Source organism: Acidovorax sp. GW821-FHT09B03 (assembly GCF_059418305.1).
In genome coordinates, this window is sequence record NZ_JBWKPP010000014.1 from 1 (window position 1) to 19,575 (window position 19,575).

Annotated in this window: 17 protein-coding genes and 1 tRNA gene; 14 read left to right on the forward strand and 4 right to left on the reverse strand. The window is 63.6% G+C overall.

Features of this window, described 5'->3' with window-relative positions; genetic code table 11:
- The first annotated feature begins 288 nt into the window (after nucleotides 1-288).
- The 3 genes from AC07PA_RS21985 to AC07PA_RS21995 all read left to right on the forward strand — a co-directional run bounded on the left by AC07PA_RS21985 (nucleotide 289) and on the right by AC07PA_RS21995 (nucleotide 3,513).
- Nucleotides 289-2,049, forward strand: coding sequence for a RecQ family ATP-dependent DNA helicase (locus AC07PA_RS21985; protein WP_494606556.1), 1,761 nt, complete (start codon nucleotides 289-291; stop codon nucleotides 2,047-2,049).
- A gap of 92 nt (nucleotides 2,050-2,141) precedes the next feature.
- A complete protein-coding gene (locus AC07PA_RS21990) occupies nucleotides 2,142-2,972 on the forward strand; it encodes a transglutaminase-like domain-containing protein (protein WP_494606554.1) in 831 nt (276 codons plus the stop codon).
- A 160-nt stretch (nucleotides 2,973-3,132) separates the two neighbouring features.
- Nucleotides 3,133-3,513, forward strand: coding sequence for a response regulator (locus AC07PA_RS21995; RefSeq protein WP_494606552.1), 381 nt, complete (start codon nucleotides 3,133-3,135; stop codon nucleotides 3,511-3,513).
- A gap of 5 nt (nucleotides 3,514-3,518) precedes the next feature.
- On the opposite strand, the gene AC07PA_RS22000 is transcribed toward AC07PA_RS21995, so the two are convergent.
- Complete coding sequence (locus tag AC07PA_RS22000) at nucleotides 3,519-6,695, reverse strand: WD40 repeat domain-containing protein (protein WP_494606550.1); 3,177 nt, start codon at nucleotides 6,693-6,695, stop codon at nucleotides 3,519-3,521.
- Between the two features lie 279 nt (nucleotides 6,696-6,974).
- On the opposite strand from AC07PA_RS22000, the gene AC07PA_RS22005 reads away from it, so the two are divergent.
- Nucleotides 6,975-7,490 (forward strand): hypothetical protein, encoded by a 516-nt coding sequence (locus tag AC07PA_RS22005; RefSeq protein WP_494606548.1) that lies wholly within the window; start codon nucleotides 6,975-6,977, stop codon nucleotides 7,488-7,490.
- Between the two features lie 77 nt (nucleotides 7,491-7,567).
- On the opposite strand, the gene AC07PA_RS22010 is transcribed toward AC07PA_RS22005, so the two are convergent.
- On the reverse strand, nucleotides 7,568-8,350 hold the full coding sequence (locus AC07PA_RS22010; RefSeq protein WP_007858353.1) for a 3-hydroxybutyrate dehydrogenase: 783 nt from the start codon (nucleotides 8,348-8,350) through the stop codon (nucleotides 7,568-7,570).
- A 121-nt stretch (nucleotides 8,351-8,471) separates the two neighbouring features.
- Here AC07PA_RS22010 and AC07PA_RS22015 point away from each other — a divergent pair, with 121 nt between their 5' ends.
- The 9 genes from AC07PA_RS22015 to AC07PA_RS22055 all read left to right on the forward strand — a co-directional run bounded on the left by AC07PA_RS22015 (nucleotide 8,472) and on the right by AC07PA_RS22055 (nucleotide 17,012).
- Entirely contained in the window at nucleotides 8,472-9,446 is a 975-nt protein-coding gene (locus AC07PA_RS22015; RefSeq protein WP_494606546.1) for an alpha/beta fold hydrolase, read from the forward strand.
- Nucleotides 9,443-11,671, forward strand: coding sequence for a RelA/SpoT family protein (locus AC07PA_RS22020; protein ID WP_494606544.1), 2,229 nt, complete (start codon nucleotides 9,443-9,445; stop codon nucleotides 11,669-11,671). Before AC07PA_RS22015 ends, AC07PA_RS22020 begins: the two co-directional genes overlap by 4 nt.
- Nucleotides 11,672-11,776: 105 nt before the next feature.
- A tRNA-Val gene (locus AC07PA_RS22025) sits at nucleotides 11,777-11,853 on the forward strand.
- A 501-nt stretch (nucleotides 11,854-12,354) separates the two neighbouring features.
- Nucleotides 12,355-12,795: a hypothetical protein gene (locus AC07PA_RS22030; protein WP_494606542.1), complete on the forward strand. Its 441-nt coding sequence runs from the start codon at nucleotides 12,355-12,357 to the stop codon at nucleotides 12,793-12,795.
- Between the two features lie 71 nt (nucleotides 12,796-12,866).
- Entirely contained in the window at nucleotides 12,867-13,445 is a 579-nt protein-coding gene (locus AC07PA_RS22035; protein WP_494606540.1) for a hypothetical protein, read from the forward strand.
- Nucleotides 13,446-13,480: 35 nt separating this feature from the next.
- Nucleotides 13,481-13,861, forward strand: a complete 381-nt coding sequence (locus tag AC07PA_RS22040) for a hypothetical protein (RefSeq protein WP_494606539.1) — start codon at nucleotides 13,481-13,483, stop codon at nucleotides 13,859-13,861.
- Between the two features lie 523 nt (nucleotides 13,862-14,384).
- Nucleotides 14,385-15,638 (forward strand): AAA family ATPase, encoded by a 1,254-nt coding sequence (locus AC07PA_RS22045; RefSeq protein ID WP_494606537.1) that lies wholly within the window; start codon nucleotides 14,385-14,387, stop codon nucleotides 15,636-15,638.
- Entirely contained in the window at nucleotides 15,607-16,125 is a 519-nt protein-coding gene (locus AC07PA_RS22050) for a hypothetical protein (protein ID WP_494606535.1), read from the forward strand. The genes AC07PA_RS22045 and AC07PA_RS22050 overlap by 32 nt, the downstream gene beginning before the upstream one ends.
- Before the next feature lie 11 nt (nucleotides 16,126-16,136).
- Nucleotides 16,137-17,012 carry a DNA adenine methylase gene (locus AC07PA_RS22055; RefSeq protein WP_494606533.1) on the forward strand — a complete coding sequence of 292 codons (876 nt, stop codon included), beginning with the start codon at nucleotides 16,137-16,139 and terminating at the stop codon, nucleotides 17,010-17,012.
- Between the two features lie 189 nt (nucleotides 17,013-17,201).
- Here the strand turns inward: AC07PA_RS22055 and AC07PA_RS22060 are convergent, their stop codons facing one another.
- On the reverse strand, nucleotides 17,202-17,984 hold the full coding sequence (locus AC07PA_RS22060; protein WP_494606531.1) for an SDR family oxidoreductase: 783 nt from the start codon (nucleotides 17,982-17,984) through the stop codon (nucleotides 17,202-17,204).
- Nucleotides 17,981-18,307 carry a nuclear transport factor 2 family protein gene (locus tag AC07PA_RS22065; protein ID WP_494606530.1) on the reverse strand — a complete coding sequence of 109 codons (327 nt, stop codon included), beginning with the start codon at nucleotides 18,305-18,307 and terminating at the stop codon, nucleotides 17,981-17,983. The genes AC07PA_RS22060 and AC07PA_RS22065 overlap by 4 nt, the downstream gene beginning before the upstream one ends.
- A 102-nt stretch (nucleotides 18,308-18,409) precedes the next feature.
- Here AC07PA_RS22065 and AC07PA_RS22070 point away from each other — a divergent pair, with 102 nt between their 5' ends.
- The gene (locus tag AC07PA_RS22070; protein ID WP_494606529.1) at nucleotides 18,410-19,339 is read left to right on the forward strand and encodes a LysR family transcriptional regulator; all 930 of its coding nucleotides are present in this window, start codon (nucleotides 18,410-18,412) and stop codon (nucleotides 19,337-19,339) included.
- Nucleotides 19,340-19,575: the final 236 nt, after the last annotated feature.

A 19,575-nucleotide genomic window follows, 5' to 3' on the forward strand; every position in this document is an offset into this window, starting at 1 on the left:
GGGGTCGCCTTTTCTTGGCCTACGTTCTTTTGGCGAAGCAAAAGAAGGTAGGTGCGCCGCCGGGCGCACACCCCGGCCTCCGCCCTCTGCAAAAGCATGCGTCATCAACCACCAACTCCCAACTCCCAACTCCCAATCATCAACCATCAACCCCCACATTCGCAGCGCTCGAACAGCGCATGCTGTCTTACACGCTCGTGCGCGGCATTCCGGCGCGGGGCGCGGGTCGTGCCTTCCCACAATCGGCCCCATCACACGCAGCACCACAACCGCCAGCGCAGGCCCGACATGAGCACCCACACCACCACCAGCCGCAAGACCGCCCAGCCCCCCTCGGCCCCTGCATCCATCGCTATCGCCAGCCCCGACGCCATCCAGAAAACCCTGCGCAAGGTCTTCGGCTTCCAGCGCCTGCGCCCCGGCCAGCTGGACGTGGTGCAGCGCGTGCTGCAGGGTGCCAGCACGCTGGCGGTGATGCCCACCGGCGCGGGCAAGTCGCTGTGCTACCAGTTGCCGGCCCTGCTGCTGCCGGGCACCACCGTCGTGGTGTCGCCCCTGGTCGCACTGATGAAGGACCAGTGCGACGCCTTGCGCGCCTTGGGCGTGGCCGTGGTGCAAGTCAACAGCGCCATCGGCAGCGATGAGCTGGCCGCGGCGCGCCAGGCCATCGAGAGCGGCAGCGCGCGCATCGTGCTGACCACGCCCGAGCAGATGGCCGACCCGGCGCTGATAGCCGCGCTGGCCCGGCACACGGTGAGCCTGCTGGTGGTGGATGAGGCGCACTGCATCGCCCAGTGGGGCCACGACTTTCGGCCCGCCTTCCTGGAGATCGCGCCGGCCGTGCGCGCGCTGGGGCGGCCCACGGTTCTGGCGCTCACGGCCACGGCCAAGCCGGCGGTGATGAAGGAGATCGTGTCCCAGTTCGGCATTGCCGCGGCCAACGTGGTGCAGACCGGCGCCTACCGGCCCAACCTGCAGCTGGCGGTGGAGCAACTGGGCCGCGCTGCCGACCGGCTGCCGCGTGCGCTGCAACTGGTGGCGGCCAGCCAGGGCCCGGCCATCGTCTATACCGCCACGGTCAAGAATGCGCAGGAGCTGCACGCCAAACTGGCCGCCGCTGGCGAAAGCGTCGGCCTGTACCACGGACGCCTGCCCGCTGCGCAGCGCACGCAGGCGCAGGACGACTTCATGGACGGCAGGGTGCGCGTGATGGTGGCCACCAACGCCTTCGGCCTGGGCATCGACAAGCCGGACATCCGCTTCGTGCTGCACTACCAGATGCCCGCCAGCGTGGACGCCTACTACCAGGAGGCCGGTCGCGCAGGGCGCGACGGTAACGACTCGCATTGCACGCTGCTCTACGTGCGACAGGATCGCGCGCTGCAGCAGTTCTTCGCCTCGGGCCGATATCCCACGCTGGATGACCTGCAGGCCGTGCATGCCGCACTGCTGCACACGGCACCCGAAGGGGGCTGGACGGCCGATGCAATGGTCGACGCCGTGTCGAGCCCCCGGGCCAAGGCCCTGGTGGCGCTGAGCCTGCTGCGCAGCCACAAGGTGGTGCGGCGCGACCGGGCCGGCCGTTTCACCCTGGCCCGCGAACTGGACGATGCGGCGCTGGAACCCCTGCTGGCCAGCTACCGCAGCCGCCGCGAGCAGGACAGCGCGACGCTGGAGGCCATGGTGGCCTACTCCCAGAGCGGCAGTTGCCGTTGGCAGGCGGTGCTGTCGGCACTGGGCGACGAGTCTGCTGCCGCCGATGGTTGTGGCCGCTGCGACAACTGCCTGCGCATTGCCGCGCTGTCGCGCCTGGCGCCGGCCGTGGCCACGCCAGAGCAGCCCATCGAGGTGCGCACGCAGCCGACGAGCGCCAAGCCGGCCTTCACCGGCGGCGAGGCCGTGCGCGCCAAGCGCTATGGCACCGGCCAGGTGGTCGAGGCCAATGCGCATGGGGTGACGGTGGAGTTCCCGAACGGGGCGCGGCGCACCTTTTTGCCGGAGTTCGTGCGCGCGGTGCGGCGGTCCGCGCAGGTGGCGCTCGCGGCGTGAAGCGGCCCGCCCAGCCCATGCGCAGGCGCATCCAGCGCGTTGGAGGGGCATTGCGGGTCCCCGCACCCAGTGCCAGCCCCTAGACTCGCTGGATGAACCAAACCTTCGTCAAGCTGCACGCCACCTGCCACATGACACTGTCCGCCGACGCAGACTGTGCCGTGGTGGCGGTGCTGCGCCCAAGAAGCGGGGATGCGCAGTGGATGGTGCAGGAGCGCTACGAGCTGACTCCGGTCGTGCCGATGACGGAGTATGTGGACGACCATGGCAACCTGTGCCAGCGGCTGAAGATTCCGCAGGGCCAGATGCGCATCGAGGTCGACATGATCATGATCACCGACACGCACATCGCGGTGGACGGCAGTGCCAAGGCCGTGCCGGTGGAAGACCTGCCGTTCGAGGCGCTCAAGTACCTGCTGCAAAGCCGCTACTGCCCGTCCGACAAGATGCAGGACAAGGCGCGCGAGATCGTGGGCGATGCCTCGCCGGGCTACGGCCAGGTCGAGGCCATCCGCAGCTGGGTGCACCACAACCTGGAGTACCGCTACAACGTCAGCAGCGGCACCACCGATGCGCTGGACACCCTGAACGACGGCGCGGGCGTGTGCCGCGATTTCTCGCACGTGGCCATCGGCCTGTGCCGGGCCCTCGATATCCCGGCGCGCTACGTGGTGGGCTACCTGCACGAACTCGATCCCATGGACATGCACGCCTGGTTCGAGGCCTTCGTGGGAGACCGGTGGTATGCGTTCGACGGAACCCAGGCCCATGCAAGGGGCGGGCGCATCGTGGTAGCCTACGGCCGGGATGCGGCAGACGTCGCGTTCCTGTCGTACTACGGCCCGCTCGAAATCACGCTGATGGACGTGCGGGTGCAGGAGATTGCGCTGGAGGCCCCGCTGACCTTTCCGATCAGCGCCTGATACGGGTACCCGCACAGGCCCCCCGGCACTGCAGCGCCCGCACCGCCGGTGCGGCCGCGTGCATGCACGCACCGCGTTCCGACACAGGCCATTGCGCCCAGCCCAACCATTGAATGAAGCCCATGCAGCGCCTTTGCCGGGCGCTGCATTCCCATTGAAGATGTCCCTCATCACCCTTCTTGTAGAAGACAACAAACCCATCTGCGACACCCTGGTCCCGGCGCTGGAAGAAACGGCCAACGCCCAGGTGGTTGCCATTGCCAAGACATCGAAAGGGGCCGGGCAGGCGCTGGCGCGCTGGCGCGGCAAGTGGCACCTGCTGGTGGTGGACCTGCACCTGGGCCAGGGCTCGGGCCTCGATGTGCTGCAGGCCGTCGGGCCGCGCTCGCCAGACCAGCATGTGCTCGTGCTTTCCAACCATGCCACGCCGGAGATGCGCGCACGCTGCCTCGCACTGGGTGCCGACGCGGTGTTCGACAAGGTGACCGAGCTGGCGGCCTTCTTCGAGCACTGCACGCAGCTGCCCGAAGTGGTGGCCTGAGAGGCTCACCAGCGCAGCGGTGCGGCCTCGTTGCCCCAGAAGACCCAGCGGCGCAGTTCCACATACGGTGATGTGCCGATGGCGTAGGGGTCCGCGCCCACCATGGCGTCGGCCTGTGTGCGCCGCTCCAGCCGCACCAGGTAGCCGCCACTGGTGCCGACCAGCAGCAGGCTGCCGTCGGGCGACACCTCCAGCGCGCTGATGGTGCCGCCGATGTAGTGGCGCCACAGTGCCTTGCCGCTGTCGTCCCGGGCGTGCAGGTAGCCATAGGCGTCGCCCATGATCACCATGCCCGGCAGCGTGGCCGATGCGTAGACGCGGCATTCGGTGTCGAACGGTGTGCCCTCGCTGTCCTGTGCATCGCCCACGCGGCTGGCCACGGTGTAGCCGTTGTAGAAGTGGCAGGAGTTGGCCCACAGCAGCGCGCCGTCGTGCGAGAAGCGGGTGTGGTGCGGGTAGGACTCGGTCATCAGCGTGCGCAGCACCCGGCCCTGCGCGTCGAGCAGGATGTGCATGCTGTCCTGGTCGCCCAGGGCAATGTGCCGCTCGTCGGGCGACAGCGCCATGTGCAGCATGTCCAGCGCCAGCTGGCGGGGGCCGGTGTTCTCGTCCCCGCCATCCTGGTCGTCGTCTTCGCCATCATCACTGGCGTCCGCGCCGTTCTCCACCCCCTCCTGCAGCTGGTTCTTGGGCCAGCTGCAGGGGCCGTCTTCCTCGAACTCCTGCGGGTGGATGCGCTGCACGCCGCCGGGTGTGAGCAGGTACACGCCCGTGGGGTTGCGCAGCAGCGCGCGCTGGCCGTCGTTGAAGGGGATGAGCTCGTCGCAGCGCTGGCCCAGCGCGCCTGCGGACAGGCCCAGCGCGGTGGGCAGCCCCTCGTTGCCCTGCGGCAGCGGCAGTTGCGCGATCTGGGGCCCGCCAAAGCCCTGGTGCGTGGTGATGTGCGTGCCATCGCTCTGCGCATAGCAGCGCCCGTCGTGCGAGCGGCCCAGGCCCTTGAGCGCCGGCAGTGGTGTGAGCGCCGGGCCCTGCAGCTGCACCCAGTGCAAGTCGGGGCTGTAGTCGGCACCCCTGCGCAGCACCGTGCCGGCACCGTCCGCCAGCTGGAACACCGGGCCGATGCACTGCCCCTGTTCCGACGCCAGGGCGGCATAGGCATCGGGCGCAAACGCAAAGCGCCGGCGAAACCGCCCGGTGAGGGCTTCGTCCGCCTGGCGGCTCACCACCCGGGCCAGCTGCAGCACCGTGGCGGCGCTGGCCCCGCGCGGGTCGTCGGGCAGCGGGTCGCCGGCGCCTTGCTGCCCTGCGCCGGCCTCGTCGTCCCACCGTGGTGGCTGGTAACCGGCCGCTTCGGCGGCAGCGGCGGCTGCCTGCGCCGCGCGCTGATGGGCGAGGACGGCCGCCACATAGGCCTGGCCACCGGCCTGCCATTCCCCGGACAGCCGCAGCAGTTCGGGCGGGAACACGGCCGTATCCGGCAAACCAGGGGCCAGCGGCGGCGTTGCCAGCAGCTGCACCGCGGCTTCGATGCGCCGGGTCTCGGCGTTCTGGGCCTGCTCCTGGGCCCGCTCGGCCAACTGCTTGTCGTGCGCCTCCAGCAGCGATGCCTCCGCCATGCCCACCAGGCGCAGCAGCCGCGCGCAGTGGTCGGCTGCACCGCGTGGCAGCGGCGGCCGGTGTTCGCTTTGCCGCTGGCTGTAGGTGAACTCCACCGGCTCCCGGCCCTCGCCTGGCCGGTCGATGTCGATCTGGTAGTTGCCGTGGGCGTCGTGCTCCACGTCGCCTGGGGCGTCCTCGCCGTTCTCCCAGCTCACATCGAGCGCGCGGCACCAGAACTCGCCATCGTGCATGGCGGGCTGGCGTGCGCCCAGCCACACGTCGTCGAACCAAGTGCCGCGCTTGTCGGCGTCCCACCAGTCGTTGTACTCGTGGGTGAACACGGGCAGGCGGGTGATGCGTTCGATGCGCTGGGCGCTGAGCTCTGCCTTCAGCCGCTGGTGCAGCGGGTAGCCCGCGCGCGCCTGGCCCACGGCGCGGCGCACATAGTCGAGCACGCCGCGCCATGCTGCTTCGCAGGCCTCGTGCACCTCCTCGTCGGCGTCTTCGTCCAGCGTGGTCCATTCGCCGGGTTCGCCATCGGTGAACTCGCGGTACAGCAGGGTGATGGACTCGACTGCTGCCGCAGCACGCCGGCGCCGCGTGGCCCGGCCCGGGGTTGCGCAAGCCTGCGGCACAGCCAGGTAGAACTCCCAGGTCTTCCACACCGTGATGTACACCCGGTCGTCATGCTGCGTGCCTTCCGCGTCCACATGGCGGCGGCACAGCGAGAAATGGGTCTGCCCGAACCAGCCGTCGGTGTGCTCCTCATCATCACCCTCCAGCACGGGCGAGTTCACCATGGCCTGGATATTGGCCGCGCTGATGGCCTCGTCGGCAAACAGGTCGTCGGCCAGGGGCAGGTCGGCGTGGATGTCGCGGCTGCTGCGCACCGGGCTCTGGCCTGCACGCACGGCGGCCAACACACGGTCGCGGTCCAGCAGGTCGGCCAGGCCGCCTTCGCCATCGTCGATGCCGTTGTAGAAGCCCGGGAAAAACACCAGGCCTGCGGCCTCGTTGGAGAACTCCACCAGGTTCGGTACGCCGCGCACCTCGTCGAGCAGAAACTCCACTTCCTCATCACCGTCGATGTGCACGGCGCAGTCTTCGGTGAACAGCGCCACGCGCGCCGCAAGGCCGCCGTCCACGTGCAGTTCGCCTGGCTCGCCGTGGGCCCACAGCAGGCCGTCGACCTGCAGCGTGCCCTGCACATGCAGTAGCAGTCCTTCCACCACGGCGTGCTGCAGCTGCGCATTGCCCAGCACGGTGAGGTGGCTGCTGCCATAGGCGTCGCCACCGCTCAGTGCCCCGTCGATCTGCAGATTGCCTTCGATGAGCACGAGGTACAGATGACCTGGGGGCGGCCCTGGCAGACCGGAGCTGGCCTGGGCCAGGGCGCGCAGCGCGCTGCCGGGCTGAAGGGGCGCGTCCAGGTCCAGCGCGGGCAACTGCAGGTCACCGCTGACCCAGGCCACAGTGGCCTCGGCCAGGGTGTCGGGCTCCGACTGCCATTGCGCGGCGGTCGGGCCATCGGCAGGGAGCAGGTGGGCCACTTCGGCCAGGGGTACGAAACGCAGGGTGGGCATGGGCAAGACAGGCGTGGCACGCCCGAGGGTCGTTGGGGGAATGGGCGGGGCGGTGGAGCGGGGCGCGGACAGCGGTCCGCAGTGGGCATGGCGCGACGCACCCGTGTGTTGTTGACCCCCTCCGTTCAGCCAATGTATGCGCCAACGGCGTGTGGCCGCGGCCTTCCGTCGCAATGAAGAGCCCATCCGTCGATTTGTTCCGGATTGGCGTGCCATCCTCGAACAGGTTCTAAGATGGCGGCCATCCGTTCTGTTCTGTTTCACGCCAGGAGCCGTGCTGTGAGCTTTTCCCACAAGGCGTTTGCGTTCGATGGGCACGCATTCGAACGCCAGTTGGCGCCAACGCTGCGCCAGGCGCTGGCCCAGGGCGGTACCTCGGCCCTGGAGGCTTTCATCGACACCCATCGGGCGTCGCTCAAGGACCCGTACGAAGGGGAGCCTCTGTCGCCCGACTGGCGCTCGCAGCTCGAGGCCGGCGATGTGCAGGAGCTCGCCGACTTTGCGCTCACCCGCTACTACGACCCCAAGGCGGACTTCGGTATCGGCGCAGAGTGGGCCGGCCTGGAGCCGGACCTGCCCGGCGTGCAGCGGCAGGCGTTGCTGGGCACCGCGCTGGAAGAGGGCGGCCAGGCCTTCGATCCAGGCCGCATGGGCAGTTACTTCCAGGATCAGCCGTGTGCCGCCAAGTCCCTGCAGGTGCTTGGGCATGTGGACGATGGCGGAGCACTGGGTACCTTCAAGCGCGGGTTGCAGCAGGCCGTCCGCGCGGGGCGGGGGATTTATGTCAGCTTTTGAGGCGAGCGCACTGCCGTTGGCAGCAGGCACTCATGGCAGCGGATAAAAATCGCAGCCGTTCAGTGCATGGTGCTGGCTTACTGCGCCGCCCAGCCCCCATCCATGTTCCACGCCACGCCGCGCACGTTGTTGGCGGCGGGGGAGCAGAAGAACACGGCCAGTTCGCCCAGTTCTTCGGGGGTGGTGAACTGCATCGAGGGCTCTTTTTCGCCCAGCAGCAGCTTCTTGGCGTCTTCGTTCGACAGGCCGTGCTCGGCGGCCTTGGCGTCCACCTGTTTTTGCACCAGGGGGGTCAGCACCCAGCCGGGGCAAATCGCGTTGCAGGTGACGCCGGTGGTGGCGTTCTCCAGTGCGGTCACCTTGGTCAGGCCGACGATGCCGTGCTTGGCGGCCACGTAGGCGGCTTTCTGGGCCGAGCCGACCAGGCCGTGCACCGATGCCAGGTTGATGATGCGGCCCCAGTTGGCGGCCTTCATGGCGGGCAGGGCCAGGCGCGATGCGTGGAAGGCGCTGGACAGGTTGATTGCGATGATGGCGTCCCACTTCTCGACGGGGAAGTCTTCCACGTTGGCCACGTGCTGGATGCCGGCGTTGTTGACCAGGATGTCCACGCGGCCGAACTGGCTGGCGCTGTACTTCATCATGTCTTCGATGTCGGCCACGCGGCTCATGTCGGCACCGTGGTAGGCCACCTGGGCGCCGGCTTCCTTGCCGGCGGCCAGCACTTCGGCGCGGGGCGTGTCCACATCGCCAAAACCGTTCAGTACCACGTTGGCGCCTTGTCGCGCGAGGGCTTTGGCGATACCGAGGCCGATGCCGCTGGTGGAGCCAGTGACGAGGGCCGTTTTGCCTTTGAGCATGAGTGTCACTCCGAATGAAAGATGAATATGAATTACGATGAAGGCAACGCCTTGCCAGGGCTCCTGGCCGGCGCTGATTGAACGCAGGCATTATCAAGTGCCGCTACCGGATTTCGCACCCATGATAGAACCTACGCTGAACTACGTACTGTGCCCTGGCCCCGGGGCCGCTGCGGTGCCCGCCGGTCAAGACCCTGCTGCCGCCAGGCCTGTCACAGGCCCGCAGCACCGCATGGCGTATTGGGAGTGGAATGCCACGGGCAACCCCGCGCATCCGCACGTGATCGTCTGCGTGCACGGCCTGTCGCGCCAGGGGCGCGATTTCGACGTGCTGGCCCGTCAATTGAGCCAGCACGCCCGCGTGGTCTGCCCCGACGTGGTGGGCCGCGGCCAGAGCGACTGGCTGGCCGACCCCATGGGCTACCAGATCCCGCAGTACGGCGCCGACATGGTGGCCCTGCTGGCGCAATTGCACCAGCAGGCACCCATCACCACGCTCGACTGGGTGGGTACCAGCATGGGCGGGCTGATCGGCATGGGCATTACGGGCCAGCCCGATCTGCCGCTGCCCGTGCCGGTGCGCCGCCTGGTGCTCAACGACGTGGGCCCGGTGATCCAGTGGCAGGCGCTGCAGCGCATCGGCCAGTACCTGGGCTTTCTCGCCAAATTCGAATCGCTGCAGCAGGCGGCCGATGCCATGTGGGCCATCTCCACCAGCTTTGGCCCGCACACGCCGGCCCAGTGGCTGGAGCTGTCGCGCGCCATGGTGCGCAGCCTGCCCGAAGGCGGCGTCACGCTGCACTACGACCCGGCCATTGCCGTGCCTTTCAGGTCCCTGACGCAGGAGGCCGCCACCGCGGGCGAAGCCTTCCTGTGGCAGCTGTACGACCAGATCACCGCGCGCACCCTGCTGCTGCGCGGCGCGCAGTCGGACCTGCTCTCGCACGAGACCGCGCAGGCCATGGCCGCGCGCGGCCCGCGTGCGCAACTGGTGGAGTTTGCGGGCGTGGGCCATGCGCCCACCCTGGTCGCAGCCGACCAGGTGGCGGCGGTGCGCGATTTTCTGCTGGCGGAGGAAGGTACTGCCGCCGCATGAAGACGCTTGCCCCGCCCCCCGGCCCGCTGCTGAACACGGCCGAGGCCGTACCCCAGCTGATCGCGGCCACGGCCCACACCTTGCCCGAACAGGTGAATGCGCTGGTGCGTGCCCGCGCCTTTGCCGAACCGCTGATCGCCAGCGAAGCGCTGGACTCCGGCGAGAACACCCTGGCCCATGCCGATGCGGTGGCCGCCATCCTCAAAAGCATTGGCGGGTCCGAAGCCATGCAGGCCGCCAGCTACCTGGTGTACTCGTGCGTGCACCTGAACAAGCCCGAGGAAGTGATCACCAAGGCCTTTGGCGCCAACTTTGCCGCGTTGGCGGTAGAGACCACCAAGCTCGTGCGCGTGCAGCAGCAGGCGCGCGGCGCCCAGGCGCTGGACGACCCGGCCCTGCAGACCGAGAACGTGCGCAAGATGCTGCTGGCCTTCTCGCGCGACCTGCGCGTGGTCATGCTGCGCCTGGCCTCGCGGCTGCAGACGCTGCGCTTTCACGCGGCCACCAAGCTGCCCATGTCGCCCAGCCTGGCGCGCGAGTCGCTGCAGGTGTTTGCCCAACTGGCCAACCGCCTGGGCATCTGGCAGGTGAAGTGGGAGCTCGAAGACCTGTCCTTCCGCTTTCTGGAGCCCGACACCTACAAGGAGGTGGCGCGCCTGCTCGACGAGAAGCGCGGCGAGCGCGAGGTCTACATGGAGCAGCTGCGCGCGCGGCTCGAATCGGACCTGCGTGCGCGCAGCATCAGCGCCAGCGTGCAGGGCCGGCCCAAGCACATCTACAGCATCGTCAAGAAGATGCGCGGCAAGTCGCTCAACTTCGACCAGGTGTATGACATCCGCGCGTTGCGCGTGGTGGTGCCCACGGTGAAGGACTGCTACGCCGCGCTGAGCTGGGTGCACCAGCGCTTTGCGCCCATCGTCGAGGAGTTCGACGACTACATCGCCAAGCCCAAGGCCAACGGCTACCAGTCGCTGCACACCATCGTGCGCGACGACCTCAACGGCAAGCCCATCGAGATCCAGATCCGCACCCAGGCCATGCACGAGCATGCCGAGCACGGCGTGGCCGCGCACTGGGCCTACAAGGAGGCGGGTGCCAAGGGCTATGTGGGCGTGTCGGCCACCGGCGAGTACGACGCCAAGATCGCCGTGCTGCGCCAGCTGCTGGCGTGGGAGCGCGACCTGGCCGGCCATGCGCAAAAGAGCAACGGCCTGTTCGAGGACCGCATTTACGTGCTGACCCCCGAGGCCGCCGTGGTCGACCTGCCCCAGGGTGCCACCCCGGTGGACTTTGCCTACAGCGTGCACACCAGCCTGGGCCACCGCTGCCGCGGCGCCAAGGTCGACGGCGTGATGGTGCCGCTGAACACCCCGCTGCAGAACGGCCAGACGGTGGAGATCGTCACCGTGAAGGAGGGCCGCCCCTCGCGCGACTGGCTCAACGCAGAGCTGGGCTACCTCACCAGCAACCGTGCCAAGGCCAAGGTGCGCGCCTGGTTCAACGCCCAGGCCACGCACGAAACCGTGGCCCGTGGCCGCGAGGCCGTGGAGCGCCTGCTGCAGCGCGAGGGCAAGACGGCCGTGAAGCTCGACGACCTGGCCGTGCAGCTGGGCTTCAAGTCGGCCGAGGCCCTGTTCGAGGTGGTGGGCAAGGACGAGTTCTCGCTGCGCAACATCGAGACCGTGCTGCGCCCGGCCGAGCCGCCGCCCAACAGCGACGACTACCTGCTGCTGAAAAAGCCGCGCGGCAACGAATCATCGAGCCCCAAGGGCGGGGTGCTGGTGGTGGGCATCGACTCGCTCATGACCCAGCTGGCCAAGTGCTGCAAGCCCGCGCCGCCGGACGACATACGCGGCTTTGTCACGCGCGGCAAGGGCGTGAGCGTGCACCGCTCGGACTGCAGCAACTTCCGCGAAATGGCCGCCAAGAGCGGAGAGCGCGTGATCGACGTCGATTGGGGCCTGCCCAAGGCCACGGCCGCAGACAAACCCGCCGTCTACCCCGTGGACGTGGCCGTGGAAGCCGCCGACCGCCAGGGCCTGCTGCGCGACATATCGGAAGTGTTTGCGCGCGAGAAGACCAACGTCATCGGCGTGCAGACCCAGTCCGTCAAGGGCACGGCGTGGATGACCTTCACCGTGGAGGTGGCGGATTCGGGGCGGCTGAACAAGGTGCTGGGGATTGTGGCGGGGGTGCAAGGGGTTCGGTCGGCCCGGCGCCGGTAAGGCGGTTGTGATGGGCGCCTGGAGGATGTTTAGCAAAATTTTGCTGAGACTTTCCAGGACGACCTTTTTTTGTGGCTATAATCGTGGTCTTGAACAGAACAACACAGGCGCGTAGCTCAGCTGGTTAGAGCACCACCTTGACATGGTGGGGGTCGTTGGTTCGAGTCCAATCGCGCCTACCAAGGTTCCTTCTGAAGAGACCAGCTTCAGAAATCAACGGGATCTTGAAGAAGACTGCAAACAAGCAGTCTTGGAAAAAGCAAACAGCCACCTTCGGGTGGCTTTTTTGTTTCCCCACCGGTTCCAGCTTGGCGCGCTCGCTGTCATGGCGGCTCCTGCCAGCCCACTCCGCCGTACGCCTGGAGCAGCATCTTTGCATTCTTGTGTCCCTCACCGGCCTCCCCCATGCCGACTTCTGCCCCGCATAGGCTCGCCCGTAGGTGCTTCTGCGTCCGCCCTGGCTGGGATCGACCGGCCCGAGGGACATGATGTGCAACTGCGCGCCACGCTGTGGCGTTGTCTATCACCCGTAGAGGTGGATACAAATTGAAACAGTGCGGTGTACTATCTCCGGCGGAAACCCCCGATTCGTGCCGTCGCAAGCGGTGCACTCGGCACTGCAATTGAGGCCGAGCCGAAATCAGGCGACGCGCAGCGCCCCGACTGCGCAGGAGGAGAACTCGATGCTCAAGAAAATAGCGGCCCTCGCGGCCATGCTCGTAGCGGGCGCAGCACAAGCAGCAGGGCCATATGACGGCATTTACTTCAACCCAAGCAGCAGCTCCTATTTTTCCGTCCATACCAACGGAACCTCGATGATTGCAGTGGGCCTTTCAGCGGTGCCGGCCAGCAACCTTCAGTTCACAACCGCGCTCGGCGTCGTACGGGTGAATTCAGTCGCGACGTGGGAGGTGGCCACCGGAGGCATCTCAGGCAACAATGCCATCCTTCTCGGCACCAATCTCTACGGCGCCTGCGATGTCACCTATGACATCGATTTCGTACCGGGCGCAGCCATCGTTCGCATTGCCGGTTCCATCCAATCCGCCGTCGGCCGGCAAAGCGGGATTAACTGCGCGGCGCTGACCTCGACGCCTGTGCTGACACTTCCGAAGGCATTCTGAAGGTTTCATGCCATGTGGCGGCTCGGGATCCATGCGCACCAACCCAGAGTGGCTAGAACGAGGAGAGAGGGATGAAGAAAATTGCAATCGCAGCGGCCTGCCTGGTCGTCTTTTCCGCCCTGGCCCAGAAGAAGCCCGCAGGCTGGCCGAACGAACCCACTGCCGTGTTTGGCGTGCCCATCGGTCAGAAGCTTGAAAACGACCGAATTGGCCAGTGTGGCGGCGTCAAGGCCGATGCGGAGAAGAACCCAGTTGCCGTCTGCGCAATGGAACGGCCTGGCTATGGAGGAATCATCATTGCAGGCTTCCCTGTGCCAGTGTTCGACGGCGGTTACATAGACCGGGACGATGGGGTGGTGACCTCAGTCATCCTCCATGGGAAGCACTCCAACTACCGGGACATCAAGGCGTTGCTGATGGAGCGGTATGGCAAGCCCACACGAACATGGATCGAGAAGCTGCAGAACAAGATGGGAGCCACCTTCTCCTCAGAAGCTTTGGACTGGGAGGGTAAGTCGGTAACGCTGAAACTCCGCGAGCGCTCCGACACAGTTGATCAGACGTCAGTTTTCTTCACCAGCCAGTCCCATCTCAACAAGAAGGCAACCGAGCGCGAGAAGTCGCTGAAAGAGTCGGCAACGAAGATGTGACCGCCACCCCAGAGTAGCTAGAACAAGGAGGGGAGATGAAAGCCATTCTTTTAGGCATCGCTCTTGCCACAGGTTCCGCAACGGCATGTGCCCAGGCGAGATCTGTTGCTGTGTCGGCCACGTCTGAAGATGTAGTTGGGCAGCGGTTGGTCTATCAGGTTAAAGAGGGCATTCGCAAAAGTAGTCTGATGCGCTATCAGGAATCAACGACGAATGCCGTTGTTGTAGTGCACATAGTCACGATGCCAGGTACCACGAACTCTTCGACGGTGTACTCGGCGGTGTGGACCTTAGGTCCGGATATGTTGTTCTACGATAACGTAGTGGGAGTGTGCGGAACCGAGCGTGTGGCGACCTGCGCGGAGGGGGTTGTCGCAAAGACTGACGTGTTGCGAGAGCGGTTGGCCAAGAAGTGATTCCGGCCCTTTTCTGTCCTGTCATCTCAATTACTGACGGCGAAACCATACAAGCTCGTTGCGGCGATCCTGCTGCCTATCAGCAGATCACCGTGCGCATGGCTCCATCGATGCGCCCAAGAAGCGCCAGCCCTTCGGCGAGGCCTCGCTGGCCGGCCTGTGCTTCAAGACTTGGGATCGCATTACCCCCGCCCATGTACACCGGCCGCTACGCACGCACTGAAGGAGATTTGGAGTGCCGCGGGCAGGATGTGGCGGCCGAGCAGGTGCGAGTGCGGATGGCTTCGTACTGCGGCAAATACGGGCGGGGGTATGAGGCCCTGGTCGGGCTGGAAGCCGGCGCGCGGGCTGCAGGTCGGGGCCTGTGGGTTCTACTTGGGGCGGTGGGGTCTTGGGAGTGGCGAAGAAAAGCTAGCCATGCTGATGGCAATACGTCATGATGTGTTTCAGAACGTTTCTTTGAGTATGGCAGATTGGGAAATCTCCAATACGGGAATTTTTACTAAAAATATGGAGTGAGTTAATGGGCGATAAGTTGACCGCAACGCTACTCAAGTCGATGAACATCATTAAATTTCGCGGGCTTGAGGATTTGAAATTTACTCTCGGCAATCAAGTTACGCTGATCTGCGGAAAGAATGGCACTTCGAAGTCCTCGCTTCTAGGAATTGCAGCGCAAATCTTTAGCTTTGAAAAAGACAACGTTGACGGCAGCGACTTGTCGTTTAGAACGATAACTGGAAAGCAGTTCAAGTCGTTGCCGGGCGAGCATTTTCGATTCTCTCAAGAACATGACAGTCCATCTTCAATGTCCGTTAATTTCAGTGTTTTCGACGGATATTCGGAAGCAGACTATGACTCGTCATTGGAACTGACGACTAGAACGACTGATTCTGGAATGAAGAAGGCGCGCCCGGTGGTGAGGGGCAACACTTCCGAGCCCAGCAATAAAAACACCAGTAGAAATTATACACACCCCGTTATTTATCTCAGTCTTCGTCGTTTGATGCCAATTACCAGCCGCCTGAACTACAAGGTTCATGAATATGCATATTTGGAGGAAAATCGAGAAGAATTCATGAATCTGAATAACGAATTGCTGAACAGGACCTCAACCGATTTTGCAGGAACGAAAGGAACAGTAAATTCAGCTGTAACTTTTGGAGACAATTACAATCAAGACTCAGTCTCAACGGGCGAGGATAATGTGGGGCAGATAGCATTGGCGCTATTTTCATTTAGAAAATTAAAAGAAGAGTATACAAACTATCGAGGTGGGCTGCTGCTAATCGACGAAGCAGACGCCGGGCTTTTCCCAGCCGCACAAATCAAACTCCTCGACATACTGCACAGGGAGTGCAACCATCTGAAAATTCAGGTCATAATGACCTCGCACTCCCCGACAATGATTGAACACGTGTACGGCCTCAGTCAGGTCTACAAGAGGAATTTTAAAACGCTATATCTCACAGATACATTTGGGCCTGTCCAGGCCATGGATAATTTCTCTTGGCCCGAGATATATGCTGACATTCACACGACAACCATCGCTGTTGCCGACAATGCAAAAGCACCACTGATAAATGTCTATTTCGAAGATGCGGAAGCTCAAGACTTTTATTTTCAGCTAACAATGCGTCAGCCGGTGAAGAAAATTACAAAGCCGGTCAAAAATGTTTCCCTAGGGTGCACTAACTACGTCAATTTGATTGATGTAGGAATTGACGAGTTTTCAAAAAAGAGTATTGTCGATACTCGACGCGGACGCAAGAAGTAAAGGCTCCCATTGCAAGACCATCGTATTCTTGCCGGGAGATCTTCCGCCAGATCAGCTAATCTTCGAGCATCTTTTCAACCTGCCGCCAAATGATGAAATTTGGGTCAATGAAGTCAAATTCACTAGAAAAGTCTTGACGCAGTTGGCAAGTGCTATAATTTCTGAGCTAAATATCAAAGGCGACAAAATCCGCCTGTTGGCAATGATTGAGCAAAGAAAAAATTCTTCGAAAGAGCAGAAGGCAAAACTTAGAGGTTTATTTAAAAACTTCTATAAAACCAGGGATTTTCAGGCATTCCTGAAAAAGGTTAATCCATGGAAGCACTGGATGTCTTCACACGAGTCAGAAGTTGAGGAGTTTCGGCAACAAATGAATAATACGGCTACCTATGCACTGAAAAATGGCTATGGGATGGACACTGCATTGATTGCGAGCCTCCTCCCGTTAGCGGGCAAAGGGCTGGCCAAGCCTACAAAAACCGAATAGAGTTCGCTACTATGTTCTCTAACAAGCTCTACACCCCGCTCCGCTACCCCGGCGGCAAGGCGAAGTTCGCGCCTTACGTTGCTCGCGTAATGGAGGTAAACAAGCTGGATGGGGGGCACTACCTGGAACCGTATGCGGGCGGGGCTGGAGTGGCACTTGAGTTGCTCTTTCATGGCACAGCAGCGCACATTCACATCAACGACTTCGACTCTGCAGTTTTCGACTTCTGGAGCGCTGTCACAGTCGAGCCAGAGGCCATGCTCCGCCTTCTGGCAGACACTCCAGTGAACATCAGCCAGTGGCATCACTGGCGCGCAGTTCTTCGAGGTGAAATTGAAGTTGGGCAAGTGGAGCGCGGTTTTGCCACCTTGTTCATGAACCGGACTAATCGATCCGGCGTATTGAAGGGCGGCGTCATCGGGGGGCTTGGCCAAGATGGACCTTACAAGTTGGACGCGCGCTTCAAGAAAGAAGTGTTGGCCAAGCGGATCGAAAAAATCGCCCCGCATGCTTCGCGGATCAGCGTCTACAACGAGGATGCCCTTGGCCTACTAAAGCGAAGTTCCAAGTTCCTTCCCACCAAGTCCCTCATCTATCTGGACCCTCCCTACTACGTCAAGGGCCAGGGGCTGTACCGAAACTTCTACGAGCACGATGATCATGTTCGTATTGCGAAGTTTCTACAATCTGCGACATTCCGGCGCCCTTGGATGGTCTCCTATGACAACGTTGCAGAGATCGCGGCAATGTATGCGCTGGCCAATGACCTTCAGTACGGCCTGAACTACACGGCGCAGAAAAGATATTGCGGTTCCGAGATCATGTTTTTCAAGCCTTCCCTTGAATTGCCGAGTGACATCCTGCCAGGCGAGGCTTTAGCAGCCTGAGTCTTATCCCCAAGCCCGCCCATTGCGGGCTTTTTCACGCCCACCTCCTACGCCCAATTCGTTCCTCATGCCGCCCAATGGATCCTTGCCCCAAGGAGCGCACCATGGGCAGAGACCCAGCCCCAACCAGTCCCGACTGGGGCCCCCTTTCGAAAGACTTTGCCGACCGACCAAGTCGAGGGTTCCAAACTAAACCGTGGGAACCGTCCCGCCATCGATCACATGCTCTGAACCCGCCACCGATGCCGCGCGCGGCGACACAAGGAAGGTGATCAGGTCCGCAACCTCCTGCGGCCTGGCGGGCCGCCCGACGGGGATTCCGCCGAGCCAGTCCATCACCATCTTCTTGCCGCCCTCGTAGTCGGTGCCTGCCTGGGCTGCCATTCGCTCGGCGAACACCACCGAAGCCTCGGTCTCGATCCAGCCTGGCGAGACGCGCAGCACCCGAACCCCCTTGGGCGTGACCTCCTTCGACAAGGATTTGCTGTAGGTCGAAAGGGCCCCCTTGGCCGCGGCGTAGGCGGTGGTCGATTCCGGCAGCGGAAGCACGTGCTGGATCGAGGTCACGTGCAGGATGACGCCTGCGCCCTGTGCCAGCATGGCGGGCAGCAGTGCCCGGTCAAGACGAACCGCAGACATGAGGTTCAGGTTCAGCTCGCTGAACCACATGGCGTCATCGAGGGCTGCGAAACCACCTGCTGGCGCGTTGGAGCCGCCGAGGGAATTGATCACGATGTCCGCGCCGCCCCAGCGTTCGGTGACTGCGCGCGCAAGCTGTGCCACGCCTTCTGCGGTGGTCAAGTCGGTCTGGACATACGCCACACCCTCCAGCGGCTTGTCGGGAGCAGAGCGCGCAGTGGTCATCACCTGCACGCCCGCATCCTGCAGGCTCTGGACGAGGGCCGCGCCCAAACCCTTGGTGCCGCCCGTGACCACGGCACGCTTGCCTTGAAGTTGGAGGTCGAAGCTCATGCTGTGATCTCCAGCGATGCGATCAGCCCGCGTTCAAGGCGAAAGCGGTAGGACAGGTCGATGGGGCTGCCTGGAAAGTTGCCCGTCACCTTGGCCTTAACGATCTGACAACCGTCCTCACGCTCCAACGCGAACGGCACGGTGGTAGCGCTGTACTTGGCAGATGCCTCGGCCATGAATGCCTTGATGGCATCGACGCCCGTGTACGTGTGGCCCTCGTCCTTCATGACGGCTTGCGCGGTGAAGCAACGCGCCAGCGCCTCGGGCTTGTGTTCGGCCGCAAAGTACGCGGCAATGGGTTCGGGAAGGGTCAAGGCGTTCATGTCGATGGCTCCATGGGGTTGATGAAGACCTGAGGATGCGCGCCGGGGTCCATTTAGGGAATATCCTAGAATCCGCATGGGCTGTGTAGAAAGGAATACATAATGCGCGGGTTCGAATTTGCCGAGCTGAAAGCCTTCGCTGCCGTGGTCGAACGCAAGAGCTTTGCCCGGGCGGCAGAACATCTGGGCCTTTCGCCTTCTGCGCTCAGCCAGACCATTCGGCAGCTCGAAGTCCGCATCGGCACGCGCCTTCTCAATCGCACCACACGCAGCGTTGCGCCGTCGGCCAGTGGCGAGCAGCTCTATGGGCGCATCGCCCCGCTGTTCCGGGAAATGGATGCTGCAGTGGCCGAAGCCAGTGAAGCCGCAGGACAGACCACGGGCACGCTGCGCATCAATACGCTGGGGATCGCAGCGAGAACCATCATTGCGCCCAGGCTGTCACGCTTTCATCAGGCGTACCCTGACGTGGTGCTCGACATCGTGGTCGACGACGCGCTGGCCGATATCGTTGTGGGCCGCTTCGATGCGGGCATCCGCGTGGGTGGGAGGGTTGAGAAGGACATGATTGCTGTTCGCCTCACACCCGACCTGGACATGGTTGCCGTGGCGTCCCCCGGCTACCTTGCGGCCCGGGGCACACCCAGAACACCCGCCGATCTGCACCGCCACGCCTGCATCAACTGGCGGCTGCAGATGGACGGCAGGCACTACCACTGGGAGTTCGAGAAAAAGGGGCAACGGCTTGATGTGGCGGTGGACGGCCCCGTCGTGACCAACCATGCCGACATTGGCGTTGCTGCTGCGCTGAATGGGCTCGGTATTGCCTACCACTTTGAGCGAGACGGCGTGGGTGAGCTCCTGGCCCAGGGCCGCCTGGTCCAGGTGCTGGCGGACTGGTCGATCTCGCGCCCGGGGCTGTTCCTGTATTACCCGAACAGGCAACATCGACCCGCCCTTCTCAGTGCTTTCATCGACTGCCTGCTGGACAAGGACCTGGAGGCGGCCGCGCGCAGGCCGCAGATCGCCTGATGACGCTGCGGGGCTTTGCAAAAACATCCATCACCGCGCCGAGATGATCATGCGGTGCGGCGGGTGGGTCAGCGAAAATTGGTTTGGCGATATTTCAAGTCCGGTGCACGCACAGGTCCCATGAGTGGCCATCCGCCCCGGTGAGAGTTTTGCATGTAATGCTGTGCAATCATTGCACTGTGCAACCATTGCGCATAAAATTACCCCGTGCCGACACTTGCGCGATTCCCCCAAAG